The sequence below is a fragment of the Microcoleus sp. PH2017_28_MFU_U_A genome, from assembly GCF_020738035.1.
Taxonomy (GTDB): domain Bacteria; phylum Cyanobacteriota; class Cyanobacteriia; order Cyanobacteriales; family Microcoleaceae; genus Microcoleus.
This window is the reverse complement of the sequence record NZ_JAEQCX010000051.1, coordinates 34,043-51,380: the sequence shown is the minus strand read 5'-3', so window position 1 is coordinate 51,380 and position 17,338 is coordinate 34,043. Positions and strand designations below refer to the sequence as shown.

Below are 17,338 nucleotides of genomic sequence, written 5' to 3'. Positions count from 1 at the left end.
AAAAAGCCTCAAATGATTGCAGAGCAATTATTTGAGGTTTTGAGAATTCTGAATTCTTTTGAAATTAAATCCGATCGAATATCTGCGGAATGTGGGTTGAAGATGAATATGCCCAAAATTTTACAGTATCTAATTGAGCTCCGACCAAATCATTTAGGATGGCATTGGGGGCATTAATAATTAAAGAAAGGCTGGGAACTAGCTCAGCGTGAAACAGTAGAACAAATAAGAGAAAACCCATACCTACAATACTTTATAGGCATGAAAGCCTATAGTAATGAATCACCATTTGATTCATCCATGTTCGTTCATTTTAGGGAGAGAATAGGTGTCAGCTTAGTCAATAAAATTAACGAAAAAATGGTCAAAGAGCAGACCGAAGCTCCAGGGACTCTTGTTGAAAAAAAATCATCAGAAATAAGTGAACCCAAAAATCAAGGAAAATTAATATTAGATGCAACCTGTGCGCCAGCCGACCTTAAATATCCGACGGACTTAGGACTATTAAATCAAGCAAGAGAGCATACTGAAAAAATCATAGATGCTCTACACAATCAAATTAAGTCACCCGTAAAAAAAAGCCTCTTGACATATCGAAACAGAGCCAGAAAAGAATACCTAACCATAGCCAAACAACGAAAGCCACGACGAAAATCAAGAAGAAAAGCAATTAAAAAACAACTGCAATACATCCAAAGAAATTTGACGAATATAGAGCGAATGGGTGAGCTACAGTTGCTGAGTAAATCTCATTATAAAATGCTGTTAGTAGTTGCAGCAGTCTACCGTCAACAGTTGTCAATGTATGAAAAGAAAGAACATAGTATTCCCGACAGAATAGTAAGTTTAAAGCAACCACAGATCCGCCCCATTGTTAGAGGGAAAGCCGGGAAATCCGTTGAATTTGGGGCAAAACAGTCAGCTAGTTGTCGAAATGGGTACGTATTTTTAGACCTACTTAGTTGGGATAATTTCAACGAATCAGGAGACTTAAAGACACAAGTAGAAGCATTTAAACGATTCACCGGATTTTACCCTGAATCAATTCATGTAGATCGGATATATCGAACGGAAGAAAATAGAATTTGGTGCAAATAACTCGGCATCAGAATGAGCGGTGTCCGTCTAGGAAGACCTCCCAAAGATCTGAGCAAATCAATAAAAAAACAAGCTCAATCAGACGAGAGAATTCGTAACTTAATTGAGGGAAAATTTGGAGAAGCTAAAAGAAGATTTAGCCTCGCTAGAGTGATGGCTAAACTTAATAATACTTCTGAAACAAGTATCGCTATAACTTTTCTGGTGATGAATCTTTCTGCCCAGAAGAAGGCAGGCTTTTTGGCTTTTTTTCTGTCTATTTCATAACAAAAACCTTTTTGGATATTTTTGGGCTCCAATCATTGGTAAAAGCTATGTTTCGTCATCATAAAATTGACAAAACTTATATTACCGAGGCGATCTCGAATTGACTTATCTTTCTAAATGCTGTTTTCTGACTTTTTCAGCAAGCCCTACATACCTTTATGAATTGTCAAATGGCAATTCATCAAACAGCGAATCAATATCACTATCCGAATTCGCAACAGGGGGCGAATTAGGGCGAGATTCCGGGGACTTAACAGAATTCACCTTTGCTACAGGTAACTTGGCCACAGATTCAGATTTTTGTAACTTAACTACAGGTAACTCCCCGCCATTTTCGCCATTTTTCCCCGTTTGATTCCACATCATCATTCCCAGTAAACCGTCAACCAAACCGCCGCCGCTACCGTTGCCGCTAACCGCAACATCCGGTACAACTCGCACATGACTGTCACCGATAATTTGCATTAACTGCAAAGCCGTATAACCGGAACCGCCCAAAGCCACAACACCCGCGCGATAAGCTTCAGCTTGAGCATTTCCTTTCACTCGAATAGATTCAGCTTCGCCTTGAGCTTGTTTCACCTGAGAATTCGCTTTTAACTCAGAAATCATCACACCTTGTTCCGATTTCACCATCTCTTGCTGGATCTCAGCTAAAGCAGTTTCCCGCACCAATTGTTGTCGCTGAGTTTGTGCTATTTGCTGCACTTCATAAGTCTTGCATTGTTCCTCTGCAATTTTGCGATCGGTTTGAGTTTGCATCAACTCTGCGGGTGGCAAAATATCCCCGATCAAAGTATCAATTGCTTGCACGTCGTAGGTACGCAAAGCTGCTTTGATATACTCGGCTGCTTCCGCTTGGCGATCGCTCCGGGCGGAGAGAAAATCTAACACAGAATAAGATTGAGCCGAATTGCGGAAATAATTGCCGATTGTCGGCTGCAAAACGTGGTCAACTAAGTTCTGCATCGAACCGACGCGAGAGATGACTTTCGGAGCATCTAAAGCGCCGACGTGAATGATTTGAGCTACTTCTAAATCGAAGGCAAAACCATCTCTAGAACGTACTGTTAAAGATGAAAGTTGAGAATCGTAACTGTGTCTTTCTATTTTGCTCGACCAATTCAAAACAATATTGGTAGTTGGTACTAATTCTACTTTCAAAATGCGAGTGTTCAGCGGATGTTTGCCCGGATAAAGCGGAGTTACCCACACCCCTTTATTCCCGACATTTACTAAGTTGCCGTGAGTGAAAGCAGCGCCGCTGACATCTTCCGAGGTTTGACCCACATAGGAAATCACGGCGCCGACATAGCCGATCGGGATTTCGGTCATCGGCACTTGGTCAACCCCGACAAACCAAGGATTTAAGTTCCACGAACCGGAAAGCAAAACCTGTTCCTGCAAACCGCGCCGCCCGCCAGCAGTGATAAATTTTTGTGAGTTTTGGAAGTTGTCATGATTCGGAACGATCGGGCCGGCAATTTCGCCATCTTGAATCGGAACGCCGTCATAAGTGGTGACAATTCCTACTTTATCCGGGGCAATCGTGTACAGTTTTAACTGTTCGGCTGTCATCCCGTGTTTGGGAGAATTTGCTGCTGTAATTACGGTAAACAATGCCGTGTTAATTCGATAGCTGCCACCAGTCAAAATTCCGAGTTGTCTCCCTTTTTCGCCGCCGCCTTTGAGGAATTTGCGAGCATCTTGAAAATTGTCGCATTCTGTGATTTTGCCGAGAATGCGCTGCGGTGGATTTGACTCGCCGCCTGCTGCGATCACCAGACCAATTTCGCCTTGGGGAACTATCGTCAGAGATTCTTTGCGAACGTTGTACTGCAAAGGCCAATAACCCCAATGCCAACCGGGGGGTAAAGTATCAGCTTGATATCCAGCTTCTCCGTTTAAGGCAATTAAATCGCCTGGGGGTAAAGACTTGCCGCCAAAGCTAAACTTTTTACTGACAATTCCGACTTCGCGATCGCCAATTACGACTAATCCGCCAAAAAATAGCGGTAGCACTAGAATAACTATCATACCGCCGATCGCGATCGGGATAAATCCACCCCCATCGAGCTGCATTCTCTGCACGGGAACAGTGGTACGCAACTGCCCTAGCTGCAACCTAGAATCAGGTTTTGCTGCTAGCTGAGTCGAGGTTTGTGTTAGGGGGATATCGCCAGCAGCCGTTACTGGCGAGGGTTTCAAAGTGGTAATTGCACTGAGAGCTAAAGATGCAGAAACAGCGGCTGCTAAATGTTTTAAAACCCGAATGTTGAGTTGAGATTTAGGCAAAAGTGAATAAAGCATTTTTTTCATACAAGCTGTAGAGTCTTATTACATCCAGCTTAGCCTTGATTCCAAAGTGGGTACATAAAACTTATTGAAATTCTGCGGTTATTTTTGTGCGAAAACAGGTTTTCCAGTCAATACAGACTGTTTGATAATACCAGCCGATCGCTTGACTCTCGGGCGATCGCTCTTTTTTAAGATGACTTTCTTAAAAGTTGTTTGATAAGATAGAAAGTAACCGCAATTCTATTGTTTGCCATGACGCTGAAAGAATTAGAGCCTCAATTGCTGGCACTCTCTGACGACGAAAAAGCTCAAGTGGTTCAACTGCTATCCCAAGGGAAAATTAGTCCTTGGCGCGGTATTGAAAAAACGCCTGGTGTTTGTGGTGGCAGTGCCTGCATTGCTGGAACTCGCATCACCGTTTGGGGGCTTGTAGAAGCTCGTCGGATTGGCTATAGCGAAGCCGATTTACTCACAAGCTATTTATCGCTATCTGCTACTGATATTGCCAACGCTTGGGCTTATGCTGAAGCCTTTCCCGATGAAATCGAAACCGAAATTCGGGAAAACGATGAAGTCATGTACGAGGATTTGTAGCAGATGGCACGTCTCTATGCCGATGAGCAATACCCCTATCCTGTTGTAGAATTACTGCGAGCTTTAGGTCACGATATTTTGACTGTCCAAGAAGCAGGCAGAGCTAATCAAGGAATTCCTGACTCGGATGTTTTAGCTTTTGCCAGTAGCGAAAAACGTGCCGTGATTACTGAAAACCGTAAAGATTTCTTTCGGTTGCATCGCATACAGCCCCTTCATGCTGGCATTATCGCCTGTACGAACGATCGCAATTGGGAAGCGCTGGCTAACCGAATCAATGCGGCTATTACAGCAGCAGAATCTTTGGAAGGTAAACTGATTCGTGTTGTTCGTCCTGCTGTGTGACGGTAGTTACTAATTTGTAGGGTGCGTCGCTGAGAAAAGAAACCGGGTTTTTATCGAATCTGTCGGCTGCGACGACATATCTGGGCAAAAACCCGGTTTCTAGGGCTTCACGCGCAAGTCCTATTTAAACAAATTGACCGCTTGTCGTCGATCGCACGCGGCGAATCCCAATCACCGAAGGCATCGGCGATCGGCGCCTGTCATTCTCAATATTACTCGGCCACAAACTGCCGCGAGCAACAGTCCGAGTTTGATTGAAAACAGCACCACTCAAATCCAACATTTCAATTTGGCGGCTGAGTACAGTACCATCATCGATCGGGCAATCTTCCCCCGGATGCTGCACCGCAACTACTAGGGTATCTCCGATAAAAGTCGGCCCAGTGATTTCGCATCGGTTCGGGCCTTGAGCAAAAGGAATTACAGTTCCTGCATTCGGGCCGTTCGTTGGAATGTAAAACAGCCAATTGTTGCCAAAAACACCAGTAAACTCCGACACATTACCCGTCTTTTTGTGGTCGATCGTCGCTTGTTTTGCCGCAGCACCGACATCAAAACCATTGTGCGTGCTAGTAGACATATCGGTGACACCCCAAATATTACCTTGAGTGTCAAAAGCCAAATTGTCTACACTAGCAAATCCCGCCCCAGCTACTGCACCGGCCTCTCCACCTTGAGCAAAACGCTGCCAGCGGAAAGTCAAACCCGCACCGTCGGAACTATCTTCAATAATTTTGTAAATTCCTCCAGACTGCTGGGTGCTATTGAGCGCGGCAGTGTATTTAGCAACAGTAAAAATGCGAGAATCTGGATAACCGTCGCTACCCGGTGCGGCGTCAGTATAAGCAATGAAAACTTCCTTGGTAGTAGGATTAATTTCCAAATCTTCCGGTCGCGCCGTCGGAGTGCCACCAATTAAATTAGCAGCTAAAAAGGCATCAACTAAAACTGCACCTTGGCTGGTATAGAAATTAGCCAGACTTTTATTTCTGTAGCCAGCAAGTGTTGTTGCTTCATTAGTTATATCCGCTACAAATGAACCACCATCTTCAGTTTGACCTGCAATTCCGGCGCGTTTGGGTAAGCGAGTATTAGCATCTCTTTGAGCTTTGCCAAAACTTGCTAATTCCGCTTCGCCAAGTTTACTAGGACGTATCGGATTCGTCGGGCTATTTAATGCTAGTGGCAACCATCTTCCAGCACCGTTACGGTTGTATTGGGCGACGTATAAAGTGCCATCTTCAAACAAGCGGCTGTTGCTTTTATCTGCGGGATTGGTGACAGTACCGTTGCTAACAAATTTCCAGGTGTGTCCGCCGCGCCGATCGTCTCCCATGTACACTACTAACTTGCGGCCTGCTTCGGCGCGAATCGCGACGTTTTCGTGGCGGAAACGGCCTAAAGCGGTGTGTTTGCGGGGGCGGAAATTCGGATCTTGGAGATCGACTTCTACCATCCAGCCGTATTTTTCGCCGACTAAGCCGAATTCTTCGCCCGTCGTGCCCTTGGCGTAGCCCGTTTGGCCGCCGTTGGGTTTGACGTTTTCCTGAACTCCGACGAAGAATAGTTCGCTACCTTGGAAGTTTTCTTCGGCGGAGAGGATTGTTCCCCACGGGGTTGTGCCGCCGGAACAGTTGTAGGCTGTACCGACGATCCGGTTTCCGAGCCCGTCGCTGTTGACTTGGGCGAAGACTTGGGTGGCTGCGGGGCCCGTACCTGTGAGATATTTGTCGTCGCCTCGTCTGGTTCCCCAGGAGGTGACATCTTTGTATTTGTCCGCACGCTGGCTGTTGATTCCGAGGCCGGAAAGTCCGTGAATGCGTCGGTTGAGGGAATCGCGGGCGATCGCCCTAAAGCGTCCATCAGCTTGTTTGGTGATGCGGACGATCGATCCACCGAGATTGTATAGAAATTCGCCGAGGGTAGCGCGATTTTTTACGGATAAGTCTAAACCGAGGACAGCGCGATCGGTTGCGGGGAAAGATGCCACATCTGCCGGCGCTTCCGGTGCCACTTTCGACATCGGGAAGGATATGTATTCGTGGTTAACCCAGAGATAGCCATCGTCATTGCTGCCGCGAATCTCTACGAAGCCGGTGTAGTCGTTGTTGTAGCCAAAATAGTCTGCCGAATCGGGGAAAACTCGATCGCCCCAGCGAAGAATCACGTACCGTTCGTATTCCGGCGGGACAACCACATCGTCAACTACGTTGTAGCTGGTTAATCTAGTATTTTGCGAGGCCGCCATTACCGTACCCTGTCCGTTCAATGCAGTAGGCATAAAGCTCGACAATTCTTTATAAACTGGCAGTGGATGAGGTAGTCTTAACGGAGTGAAAGATAGAGGACTTAAGGCAGCTTCGGCCGAGGTGGAATTGATGCCGAATAGTTTTTCAGTGAGTTGAGGCGCAAGCACAGTCGTAGCTGCACTGCTACCGAAGAAAATTAACAGTTGTCGGCGAGTTATTTTAGACATAAATTCCTATTCAACCCAACATCCCTAATCATGATTTACCTAGAAATTTATCACTGTTAAATTAAGGGAAGTTAACCTTAAGGTTAATTAAAATTGGGAGATATTTAGGTTAACAAAAGGTTAACTGTTGTCTGTTAACTGTTGTCAGTAGTAACCAATAACCAATAACCAATAACCAATAACCAATAACCAATAACCAATAACCAATGCCCCATGCCCCATGCCCCATGCCCCATGCCCCATGCCCAAATTCTTCAATCATCTCGAAAAGCCGGATCGTTTTGTCGGGATGCAGGCCGGCTGGGGGCGGGCACGTTAATAGTTTGCGATCGCCCTGAATTTCCCGACGAAATATAGCTATCTCTGAATCCCAACAGGTATTGAGAATCAGCAAAATATCTAGTCCACTGTTCGATTCTCGAATCTTTCTGCCACTGGCTGCGGGATACTCTCGATCGCAAAACCGGAACTCTTTGTCGGCTGCGATCGGCTGTAATGATGATGGTAACTTCTGTTAACGCCGGATTTTCTTGAAACTCGCGGGCGATCGACAATGCGGCTAAATCTTCCGCCTGCTGAACTAAACCCGCGAAAGATTGACTATCGTCCGAATTTAAGGTAAGGTACGTTTCCTTAGCTTCTGCTAAACCGATCGATACACTTGTTGTTAAATTGATAGTTACTAGCATAATGGCAGAGAAAAGCCGACGGTGTAAACTCATTAATTTTTAAATTAAATACTGAAAGATTTATCAATTATAATCAACAACAATTAAAAGTCTATTAAGCTTTGATTAAATTCCCAATGACCAATGACCAATGACCTGTTTGCCCAATTCCCAATTCCCAATTCCCAATGAAATCAACAAAATGTGCGATCGCCCTTGGCAGCAATTTAGGCGACTCCCTCGCCACGCTCAAAAGCGCGATCGCAACTCTCAACAACACCCCCGGAATCGCCGTAAAATCCCATTCTAGCTGGTATCAAACCGCCCCCGTAGGGCCGCCGCAACCCGATTACATTAACGCCTGTGCCATCCTAGAAGTTACGCTACAACCACAACAATTGCTAGCAACTTTATTAGAAGTTGAAATAAAATTTAATCGGATTCGCCGCGAAAAATGGGGGCCGAGAACCCTCGACCTGGATTTGCTGCTGTACGATGATTTAATCCTAGAAACTCCGACACTGACTTTACCTCATCCCCGGATGACCCAAAGAGCTTTTGTATTAGTACCTTTGGTAGAAATTGCGCCGGATTGGGCGCATCCTGTGACGAAAAGTGCGATCGGCCAAATCCTGAAAACCGCAGACTGCTCCGGAGTGCAAAAAATGAAAGTGTAGAAAATGAGCAAAATTCCGGGCTGCGATCGCCTATGATGTCAAATCCGTTGGCATCGGAATTATGTAGTGCGAGCGTCCCGCTCGCGATTTGGGTAGCGAGCGGGACGCTCGCACTGACAGCATCCAAATTATTATTCCGATGCCACCGGAAACGATATCATGTCTTAAATCGGTGCAATCAAACATTATTCGCTTCTCACTTATGTCGATCGGTCAAGAACTACCCCAACTCCTCAAACAGCGTCTATTTTACCAAGGGCGCAAATTCAACTTTGACGTAGCCAGCCTCCGCCTTCCCAACGGTTCCGAAGGCGACTGGGAATGTATTCGCCACCCAGGCGGAGCACTAGCAGTTCCCGTTACCCCCGAAGGTAAACTCGTCTTGGTGCGACAATACCGCTTCGCCGCCAAAGGGCGGATTTTAGAATTTCCCGCAGGTACAGTCGAAATCAATGAAAACCCCGCCGAAACTATCAAACGGGAAATCGAAGAAGAAACCGGATATCGCGCCGGAAAATGGCGGGAATTAGGCAAATTTATGCTAGCACCCGGTTATTCTGACGAAATCATTTATGCTTTTTTAGCACAAGATTTGGTCAAACTAGAACAGCCGCCAGAACAAGACGATGATGAAGACATGGAGACAGTTTTATTCACTCCAGAAGAATTAGAAAAAGCTATCTTAGCCGGGGAACCAATTGATGCGAAATCTATTTCTAGCTTCTTCTTAGCGCGTCCTTTTTTGACTTAAAGCAAAGTTGTTCAGTTGACAGTTGACAGTTGACAGTTGACAGTTGAGGAAGGAAGAGGATTGGAGTAATAAATAGTCTGATTTTAATTTATCCCGATCGGGGAGAGGCTTTCAACCAATTCTTTCTGGTAACCAGCCCCCGGATTCATTGATTCGCATCTTGAACCGGGGGAATGAGCGGGATAGAGACTATGAAAAGCTCTGCATTCTAACAATCCCCGGCTCGATCCGTGGGAGTCAATCTAAAATCTAAAATCTAAAATCTAAAATCTAAAATCGAATGTCTGATTTAATTTTATTTTGGCACCGTCGCGACTTGCGTATTTCTGACAACATTGGACTCGCAGCAGCACGCCAGCAAAGTCCGAAAGTAGTCGGGATTTTTTGTCTCGATCGCAATATACTCGATCGCGATGACGTAGCGCCAGCCAGAGTTACCTACATGATAGGTTGCTTGGAAAAACTCTCCTCACGTTACAGCGAAGCAGGCAGCCAATTACTAATAATTCAAGATGACCCGCGTATGGGAATACCGAAATTAGCCACGGCACTTAATGCTAAAGCAGTATTTTGGAACAGAGATGTAGAACCCTATGCAAATGAGCGCGATATATCCGTATCAAACGCCCTCCAACAAGCAGGAATAAAAGTTAAAAACTTCTGGGATCAAGTTCTGCACGCCCCGGACGAAATACGGACTGGTACAGGGAATCCCTACACAGTTTATACACCATTTTGGAAAAAATGGAATAGCCAACCAAAAGCCCAAGCTGTAGAGACACTGCCGATAAATTATCCGCAATTAATGACGGGATTAACCGCAGAAGAACAAGAAATAGCCAACCAAACAGGTGCCATGAAAACACTGCCAACGGCCTTGAGTTTGGGATTCATTTGGGAAAATCCATTAGTAATAGAACCCGGAGAAGGTGCCGCGCAAAAAAAATTAGAAGAATTTTGCGAGAACGCTATTTACGAATATCAAGAACAGCGCAATTTCCCCGCAAATAAGGGTACATCAGAACTCAGCGCCGCCCTCAAATTTGGTGCAATAGGCATCCGCACTGTTTGGCAAGCTACCCAGATAGTAATGGACACTTGCCGCAGCGAAGAAGCCTGCACAAGTATCCGCACTTGGCAACAGGAAATAGCGTGGCGGGAATTTTACCAACACGCGATGTATAACTTCCCTGAATTAGCAGATGGCCCCTACCGTAAAGCATTCAAAGACTTTCCCTGGGAGAACGATGAAAAGCTGTTTCAAGCTTGGTGCAGGGGCAAAACTGGCTATCCAATTATTGATGCGGCAATGCGGCAGTTAAATCAAACAGGTTGGATGCACAATCGATGTCGGATGATAGTTGCTAGTTTCCTCACCAAAGATTTAATTATTAACTGGCAGTGGGGCGAAAAATACTTCATGCAAAAATTGATTGATGGCGACCTTTCTGCTAACAATGGCGGCTGGCAGTGGAGTGCATCGAGTGGCATGGATCCGAAACCTTTGCGAATATTCAATCCCGCCAGTCAAGCTCAAAAATTTGACCCGGAAGGGGAATATATTCGGCACTGGGTTCCAGAATTGCGCCGAGTGGATACTAAGCTTTTGCTAACTGGAAATATTTCGCCTATAGAACGTCGGCTGCTTCATTATCCCGATCCGATTGTAGATCACAACCAACAGCAGCGCAAGTTTAAGGAACTTTTTAAACAGCAAAAAATCGTTGAGTAGATGATTTTTTGTTTGTAGTGAGGACTTTAGTTTTTTTAATAGGTGTTCATTATTAGGTACGTTGTTGCGCTTCAGCGCTCTTTATCTATCAATGAGGTTTACTTAAGATTTTCCTTCGAGAGGAACGAAGCAAACTGTATCTATTTTTCATAGAAGTTTCACGAGTAGCACTCTTAAGTGAACCGTATTGCTTGATATATAAGAAAGAGCGCTGAAGCGCAACTACGTACCTTTGACTACCAGTTTTCAGTTAACTGTATTGCTTGATATATAAGAAAGAGCGCTGAAGCGCAACTACGTACCTTTGACTACCAGTTTTCAGTTAACTGTATTGCTCTATATATAAGAAAGAGCGCTGAGCGCAACTACGTACCTTTGACTACCAGTTTTCAGTTAACTGTATTGCTCTATATATAAGAAAGAGCGCTGAAGCGCAACTACGTACCTTTGACTACCAATCTTAAGTGAACCGTACTGCTTGATGTATAAGAAAGAGCGCTGAAGCGCAACAACATACCTTAATGCACAAGTTATAATAAATTTAAATAAATCGGAGGTTGAAATGGTAACGCTGCAATTAAGGCAAATCAGTGTGCCGCCAGGACATAGACTGCTGTTGAACGATGTCAACTGGCAGGAATTTGAGGCGATTTTAGAGGAGTTGGGAGAACACCGTGGCTCTAGAATAGCTTACAGTCAAGGAACTTTGGAGATTAGGATGCCCCTACCAGAACATGAGAAGGCTAAAATTATTATTGGCTATTTAGTAAAAATTTTGTTTGAGGAACTTGAAATTGACTTTGAACCATTTGGTTCGACGACTTTCAAACGAAAAAGTATGTTGCAAGGAATTGAGCCTGATGAATGTTTTTACATCCAGAATTACGCTCGAATGATTGGCAAAAAGCGCATCGACTTAACTGTCGATCCGCCGCCGGATTTAGCAATTGAAGTCGATCTCACTTCCAAGACTCAACTGGATGCTTACGAGGCGCTGGGAGTCCCGGAAATCTGGCGCTATGAAAATAAAAGGCTTGAGATTAATGTTCTTGAAGATGGGAAATATGTTGAATCGGAATTTAGTCCGATATTTCCCAATCTGCCAATTATTGAAGCGATTTCTCAATATTGCGAACAAAGTCAAACCGCGGGGACGAGTCAAACTCTCCGATTGTTTCGCAAATGGGTTAGAGAGCAAGTACAAAATTGATATGAAATCTTCTGTTTTTTGACACCAAGCGTTATCATCCCGTTATATTGTTAATTTCGCTGTTGGGAAATTGAGAGAGAATAAGGGTGTTGACCTTGCGATCGATCGCCCACGAAAATCACGTAAGTCCCCTTGTCTCCATAACCAGAAAATTCTACATTCCCCGCAGCAGCATTCGCCGGTAGGACGCAGAAACGACCCCTCGGCCCCTGAATCATCAAACTGGGAGCTCCCGCAGTTTGTACTGCAATCCGCCAGTAAGGCAAATCCTGGGTTACTTCGATGACTTGGTTGGGGCTTTGGGCTACGAAACCGCAGTCGCCACTATTGTTCGGGCCGCCGGAAACTCCCGAAACTCTCAGCGGTTCGGGAAATCCTGGAGCAATTTGCAACGGTTGGCTCCGAATAGCTCCGGCATCCGCTAAAATCATTGCCAAGGCTACGGTTACGATCGGGCTAAACCACCGTTTGTCGCGATCGCCCGCACAGTGTATCTTCATATGTCCTCACACAATGGCATTTAGTCCTACTTCTTTAGACGATAGATGATAATTGCGGTTCCAAACACGTGGATCTCAATCAAGTAAAATCTACCTAATTAAAGTAAAATATAGATCGCTAACAAGCTTGCTGTGTATGTCTTTGACAGTTGACAGTTGACAGTTGACAGTTGACAGTTAACTAATGACCAATGACTAATGACTAATGACTAATGACTAATGACTAATGACTAATGACTAATGACTAATGACTTCTTCCTTCTACTTAACTACTGATTTTTTTTATGAATCCTCAAAATAACTTCAATTGGCAGCAAGCGATCGGAGAACTCAAAGCTAAACTAGAACGATCGCCTCTCATCCAACAAAATCCAGACAGCTATCAAGCGATCGGAACCTTCTACAATCAATCTCTAGAGAAGTTTCAGAAACTCCCCAAACCGGGACAGGTGGCAGTCTTTGCCGTCGGAGCGATCGTTGTTCTGACAGTCTTCAATAGTATCGTACAGCTACTTTCCGCCGTGATGACTCTTGGCGTTCTCGGAGTGCTAATCTACATAGCGTATAAATTGGCAATATCTCCTGATTCCTCCAACTAAGGATTAACAATAGGAAATTATAAATATGTCTAACCCAACTGCACCCGGTGATATTAATCAACCCGATCCGTCTTGGCAAAGACAATCCCAGCCAATGCCACTGCTGGTTCGCCGGTGTGGCGCTTGGACTGTTGAAATTTCGTTAATCGCAGCTAGCGCCCTGGTTCCCTTCAGTATCGGGGCACTGGTTAACAAAGAAGCTCAAACCGTGCCACTCAATCCCTCGGTAGCAGCAGCATCGGAAACTGTTGCCCGTGTTTTGGCCATCCCCGTGCGCGATCGCAACCCCAGAGTTGCACCCCTAACTAATCTATTCTGGTCGGGGGCGCTGCTGGCGCCGGCAGCTTTAGCGGCGTGGCAGTTGTTTTTGCTCGCCAGAATCGGTCAAACTCTCCCGAAACGCTGGTTCGGAGTGAAAGTTGTCACAGCCTCGGGTACTCCTCCGGGTTGGGCGCGGGTGCTGGTTCGCGAAAGTTTGGGGCGCTGGGGAGTGCCTCTGGGCGTCGCTTACGGGGTTTGGCGCTTGACTGGCGCGTTTCCAGATTTAATCATTTTAGGGGCGTTGAGCGGCTTGGCAGTGCTGGCAGATGGCGCTTTTGGATTGCGCTACAAACGGCAATCGGGGCACGATCGCCTTGCGAATACTTTGGTGGTCAATAGTCGTGAAGCGAAGCTATCCCGTAGGGAATCGCACCAACTGTCACCCAATCCTGTCCAGAGTCAAGATTGGACTGAGGAAGACGCGCAAATTGCGGCTTTGGTTTTGACTCCAGAAACCAATATGAAAGAAGATCCCAGTCTGTGGAATTGGATTCGCCAACATCCGGGGACAACTTTAGTGATAGTTACTATTGGCAGTGCGGGATTGATTTTAAGTTTGTTTGTTGGCACTCTGATCTACACTCAAAGTCAAGCTAATTTGCGGGATTCTCGGCAGCGGAATGACGAGTTATTTGTAGCTTTAGTTAGCAAATTGTCTCCTGCTTCGGCTAGCGGAACATCGGGGAGGCGATCGGCTATTTTGGCTTTGGGGGCGGTGGAAGACTCCCGCGCCGTACCCCTGTTAGCGGATTTGCTGGCTCAAGAAGAAAGCAAGGCGATGCTGGACGCGATCCAGCAAGCTTTAGTCAGTACCGGGCCGAAAGCTTTACCTGATTTGCAGCGGTTGAACCAAGCCCTCAGCAATGACCTCGAATCCCTGCGCTACGGTGGAAAGACTCCGGAACGCGAGTTAGCGGCTACCCGCCAGCGAACAGTGCAAAGGGCGATCGGCAAAATTCTCACAGTGTATAGCAGCCAGCTCAACGGCGCCGATCTGAGCCGCACAGATTTAGGTCAAAGTCCTGCCGGCCCGGGTCAGTTTACTTTAGTATTAGACAAAGTTGACTTATCAGGAATTAAGCTGAGAAAAGCCAATTTAACAAATGCCAGCTTGCAGGGAATTCGCTTTTATGGCACCGGCGAAGACAGGCGTCCTGGCACATTTGACGATTGGATTTCTGACTTAAGCGAAGCTAATTTTGAAGGAGCAAATTTAACCGGAGCATCTTTTAACAGCGCCGTAATGAACCGCACTACTTTTGTGCGCGCTGTTCTGAACAAAGCTAATTTGTCAAGCGGAAATTTGAATGGAGCTAATCTTAGCAACAGTCTTTTAATTGGGGCGAATTTGCAGCAAGCAATGTTAAAAGAGGCAAGCTTTACCGGGGCAGATATCGGCAGCGCCAATTTTTCGGGAGCCAATTTAGAAAGTGCGCGTTTGGGCAAAGTCAAGGCTCAAGGCACTCAGTTATCTTTAACAAATTTGTCTAAATCGGAATGGCAAGGTGCTGATTTGTCCGGTGCTGATTTGAGCGGCGCAAATTTACAAAATGCTGATTTAAGTTCGGCTAAACTTGCCAACGCGAATTTAAAAGATGCTCGATTGCAAGATGCTAATTTGCGGAATGCGGACGTGAGTTCGGTTGATTTTAGAGGTGCGAATTTAGCGGGAGCTAATTTTCAAGGCGCTGTTTTCCTGGGGAAGGGGACTTCGGATCAGTTTATTCAAAGTCAGGCTGGTAGCAAATCAGGTCGATTCCAAGGTATTAATTTTGCGGAGGTTAAGAATTTAGATCAAAGTCAAATTGCTTACATTTGTTTGCAGGGAGGGACTCATCCGAAGTGCCCGCCAAAAAATTAAGACTTGGTTCGTAGTGAGGACTTTAGTCCTTCTTTTTTGCGGGCTAAAGCCCTCACTACGAACCTTTATTTTTCTGTCTTTTTTTGGTAGGATGGATGGCTCCACATACTACCAATTAGATAAGAAGGGCTGAAGCCCAACAACGTACCTTATAAGAAGGGCTGAAGCCCAACAACGTGCCTTACCTTTTGAGAAGTGCTTTATTATGCAATGGCATCGGCACTTACAAGAGTCTCGAATTGTGCTAATAGCATTCCATCAGCATTGTTTGCAACTCCAAAAATTTTAGGTAACTGGCCTGTTTCAACTAGAACTTGTCTGACTTCTCGGTTAGATATATCGGCTAAATTTTTGTTATTGAGAATGGCATTAACGGCCGCAATACCGACACCTTGACCAACTGCTACATTGAATTCTACAATTCTGCCCACAGCACAAGCTAGCCCTTCAAATCCAGAACAGGGACTGACAACTGCCAGGTTAGGAACATTGTTCATTAATGCGTGGCGGATGCCAATATTGAAGGTAGGCTGTTGGAACATCAGACTTTTAAACCACCCTCGACTCTTTGCTTTGTCGCCAATCCCCGGAATGCCTCCCCGGACATCAAAATGATAGCTAAATGTTCCCAGTGCTTCAGTAGCTGGTACGCCACCACGCAGCATTTGTGCGCCTATTAAAGGTTCTACAACTCCCGTCACATTCCCGGCGTGTCTGATATAAAGTTCTGAAGCCGGAGTAACATAGGTAGCCCCCAAACTTTTCAGCCAAGTGGTCAGAAATGACATCTCTTTTTGCATATTAGCTGTGGGTTTGCTCCCGTTTCTCGCTAAGGCTTCTGCTTCGCTACCAGTGACTGCAAATAACAGCGCATTCCACGAAAGTCTTTCGTCTGGAAGTATGGCGATATTTCCTTCGTCTAAAATTATGCCAGTTTCAGAAAAAGATAGCTTTCTGCCTCTAAAAGAGTGGTATGCTACAGACAAAGCTGGCGATCGCACATCAATGTAATCGTTGCCCGCCCACAGAGTTTTGAGATTTCCTCTGGTGTCGATCATTTCCAGGCGGAGTTCTTCTGCTAGCTTGGCATCTTTCCCCGCAGCAGACAGCAAAAATTTTTGAGCCTCAGAATCGGCAAGGTTTGTGAAGCGTTTTAGATAAATATAATCGAGTTCTTTCAGTCTTCTGACACTGAGTCCTTGAGTTTCAAAAACTAGGGTGACTGGAAGTTCTGAGTTAGGCAAACCAAAGGTTTCAAATCCATTCAGCTTTCGCACACCTGCGGCTTGAGCTAATTCGCCATTGACAGTGGCATCAATAAATTGTTTTGCTACATAAACTGTCCCTTTTGAGGTAATTATGCTAGTAATTTTTTTGCCTTCTTTATTGATTGATTTAATTTCTACTTTGCCCAGGAGTGCAACTCCTGCTTGTACCAGCATTGCTTTCAGGGCTGCGGTGGCTTTGCTGGGGTCAAGGGCGATCGCGCTGACACCAGATTTTTGCAGGAATTCTTTATAGATTGTCGGCGGTGAACCGAAGGGGTCTAAATTTAAAGATTTTTGGAGTTCTTGACTAACCTGACTTCGATCTAAATAAGCGAGGCCGCCTCTGACTAAATGTCCGCCAATTCCTTCTTGCAAGCTTCCTTTAGACATCAGCAAAACTCGCGGATAAAGCTTTGTCCGGCGGCGGTATTCTCTGGCTGCTGAGATAACAGCTAGAACTCCTGGAACTTCATCACCAAAGCAGATGATATCGTAAGAACGTAGATCCATGAGCATTATTTAATCACGTCTCCCGATCGCCATTTTGTCGATCTGCATCTCAATTTTTGCCATCAAACTCTCTGTCTGTTCCAAATAAGGCCGCATCTTTCCTAATTTTTTTGATAATTTTCACACATTTCGGGACGCAAAAATCGGGATTTTCGGGAAAATC

General features: G+C 45.4%; 13 protein-coding genes and 1 pseudogene. 9 read left to right on the top strand and 5 right to left on the bottom strand.

The window, feature by feature from the left end:
* Positions 1 to 98 precede the first annotated feature (98 nt).
* Positions 99 to 1,365 (top strand): annotated as a pseudogene (locus JGK14_RS12995) (IS5 family transposase); the annotation flags it as partial.
* A gap of 156 nt (positions 1,366 to 1,521) precedes the next feature.
* Here the strand turns inward: JGK14_RS12995 and JGK14_RS12990 are convergent.
* Entirely contained in the window at positions 1,522 to 3,675 is a 2,154-nt protein-coding gene (locus tag JGK14_RS12990) for an SPFH domain-containing protein (protein ID WP_293185395.1), read from the bottom strand.
* 240 nt (positions 3,676 to 3,915) lie between these two features.
* Between JGK14_RS12990 and JGK14_RS12985 the strand changes: the two genes are divergently transcribed.
* Both JGK14_RS12985 and JGK14_RS12980 read left to right on the top strand, forming a co-directional pair.
* On the top strand, positions 3,916 to 4,257 hold the full coding sequence (locus JGK14_RS12985) for a DUF433 domain-containing protein (protein ID WP_293185394.1): 342 nt from the start codon (positions 3,916 to 3,918) through the stop codon (positions 4,255 to 4,257).
* Between the two features lie 3 nt (positions 4,258 to 4,260).
* Positions 4,261 to 4,602: a DUF5615 family PIN-like protein gene (locus tag JGK14_RS12980; RefSeq protein WP_293185393.1), complete on the top strand. Its 342-nt coding sequence runs from the start codon at positions 4,261 to 4,263 to the stop codon at positions 4,600 to 4,602.
* A 124-nt stretch (positions 4,603 to 4,726) separates the two neighbouring features.
* Here JGK14_RS12980 and JGK14_RS12975 read toward each other — a convergent pair whose 3' ends face one another.
* Complete coding sequence (locus JGK14_RS12975) at positions 4,727 to 7,078, bottom strand: PhoX family protein (protein ID WP_293193160.1); 2,352 nt, start codon at positions 7,076 to 7,078, stop codon at positions 4,727 to 4,729.
* Positions 7,079 to 7,332: 254 nt separating this feature from the next.
* Entirely contained in the window at positions 7,333 to 7,800 is a 468-nt protein-coding gene (locus JGK14_RS12970) for a hypothetical protein (RefSeq protein ID WP_293220838.1), read from the bottom strand.
* Between the two features lie 134 nt (positions 7,801 to 7,934).
* On the opposite strand from JGK14_RS12970, the gene folK reads away from it, so the two are divergent.
* The 4 genes from folK to JGK14_RS12950 all read left to right on the top strand — a co-directional run bounded on the left by folK (position 7,935) and on the right by JGK14_RS12950 (position 12,116).
* Positions 7,935 to 8,423 (top strand): 2-amino-4-hydroxy-6-hydroxymethyldihydropteridine diphosphokinase, encoded by a 489-nt coding sequence (folK, locus tag JGK14_RS12965; protein ID WP_293185390.1) that lies wholly within the window; start codon positions 7,935 to 7,937, stop codon positions 8,421 to 8,423.
* Between the two features lie 202 nt (positions 8,424 to 8,625).
* The gene (locus JGK14_RS12960; RefSeq protein ID WP_293152783.1) at positions 8,626 to 9,174 is read left to right on the top strand and encodes an NUDIX hydrolase; all 549 of its coding nucleotides are present in this window, start codon (positions 8,626 to 8,628) and stop codon (positions 9,172 to 9,174) included.
* A 280-nt stretch (positions 9,175 to 9,454) separates the two neighbouring features.
* The gene (locus JGK14_RS12955) at positions 9,455 to 10,906 is read left to right on the top strand and encodes an FAD-binding domain-containing protein (protein ID WP_293220841.1); all 1,452 of its coding nucleotides are present in this window, start codon (positions 9,455 to 9,457) and stop codon (positions 10,904 to 10,906) included.
* Between the two features lie 562 nt (positions 10,907 to 11,468).
* Positions 11,469 to 12,116 carry a Uma2 family endonuclease gene (locus tag JGK14_RS12950; protein ID WP_293210994.1) on the top strand — a complete coding sequence of 216 codons (648 nt, stop codon included), beginning with the start codon at positions 11,469 to 11,471 and terminating at the stop codon, positions 12,114 to 12,116.
* A 50-nt stretch (positions 12,117 to 12,166) separates the two neighbouring features.
* On the opposite strand, the gene JGK14_RS12945 is transcribed toward JGK14_RS12950, so the two are convergent.
* Positions 12,167 to 12,616 (bottom strand): hypothetical protein, encoded by a 450-nt coding sequence (locus tag JGK14_RS12945; protein ID WP_293193162.1) that lies wholly within the window; start codon positions 12,614 to 12,616, stop codon positions 12,167 to 12,169.
* A gap of 284 nt (positions 12,617 to 12,900) precedes the next feature.
* Between JGK14_RS12945 and JGK14_RS12940 the strand changes: the two genes are divergently transcribed.
* Together JGK14_RS12940 and JGK14_RS12935 are read left to right on the top strand one after the other, a co-directional pair.
* Positions 12,901 to 13,215, top strand: coding sequence for a hypothetical protein (locus tag JGK14_RS12940; protein ID WP_293185382.1), 315 nt, complete (start codon positions 12,901 to 12,903; stop codon positions 13,213 to 13,215).
* A 25-nt stretch (positions 13,216 to 13,240) separates the two neighbouring features.
* Positions 13,241 to 15,397: a pentapeptide repeat-containing protein gene (locus JGK14_RS12935; RefSeq protein ID WP_293199119.1), complete on the top strand. Its 2,157-nt coding sequence runs from the start codon at positions 13,241 to 13,243 to the stop codon at positions 15,395 to 15,397.
* A 203-nt stretch (positions 15,398 to 15,600) separates the two neighbouring features.
* Here the strand turns inward: JGK14_RS12935 and JGK14_RS12930 are convergent, their stop codons facing one another.
* On the bottom strand, positions 15,601 to 17,175 hold the full coding sequence (locus JGK14_RS12930; protein WP_293220847.1) for an FAD-dependent oxidoreductase: 1,575 nt from the start codon (positions 17,173 to 17,175) through the stop codon (positions 15,601 to 15,603).
* Positions 17,176 to 17,338 lie beyond the last annotated feature (163 nt).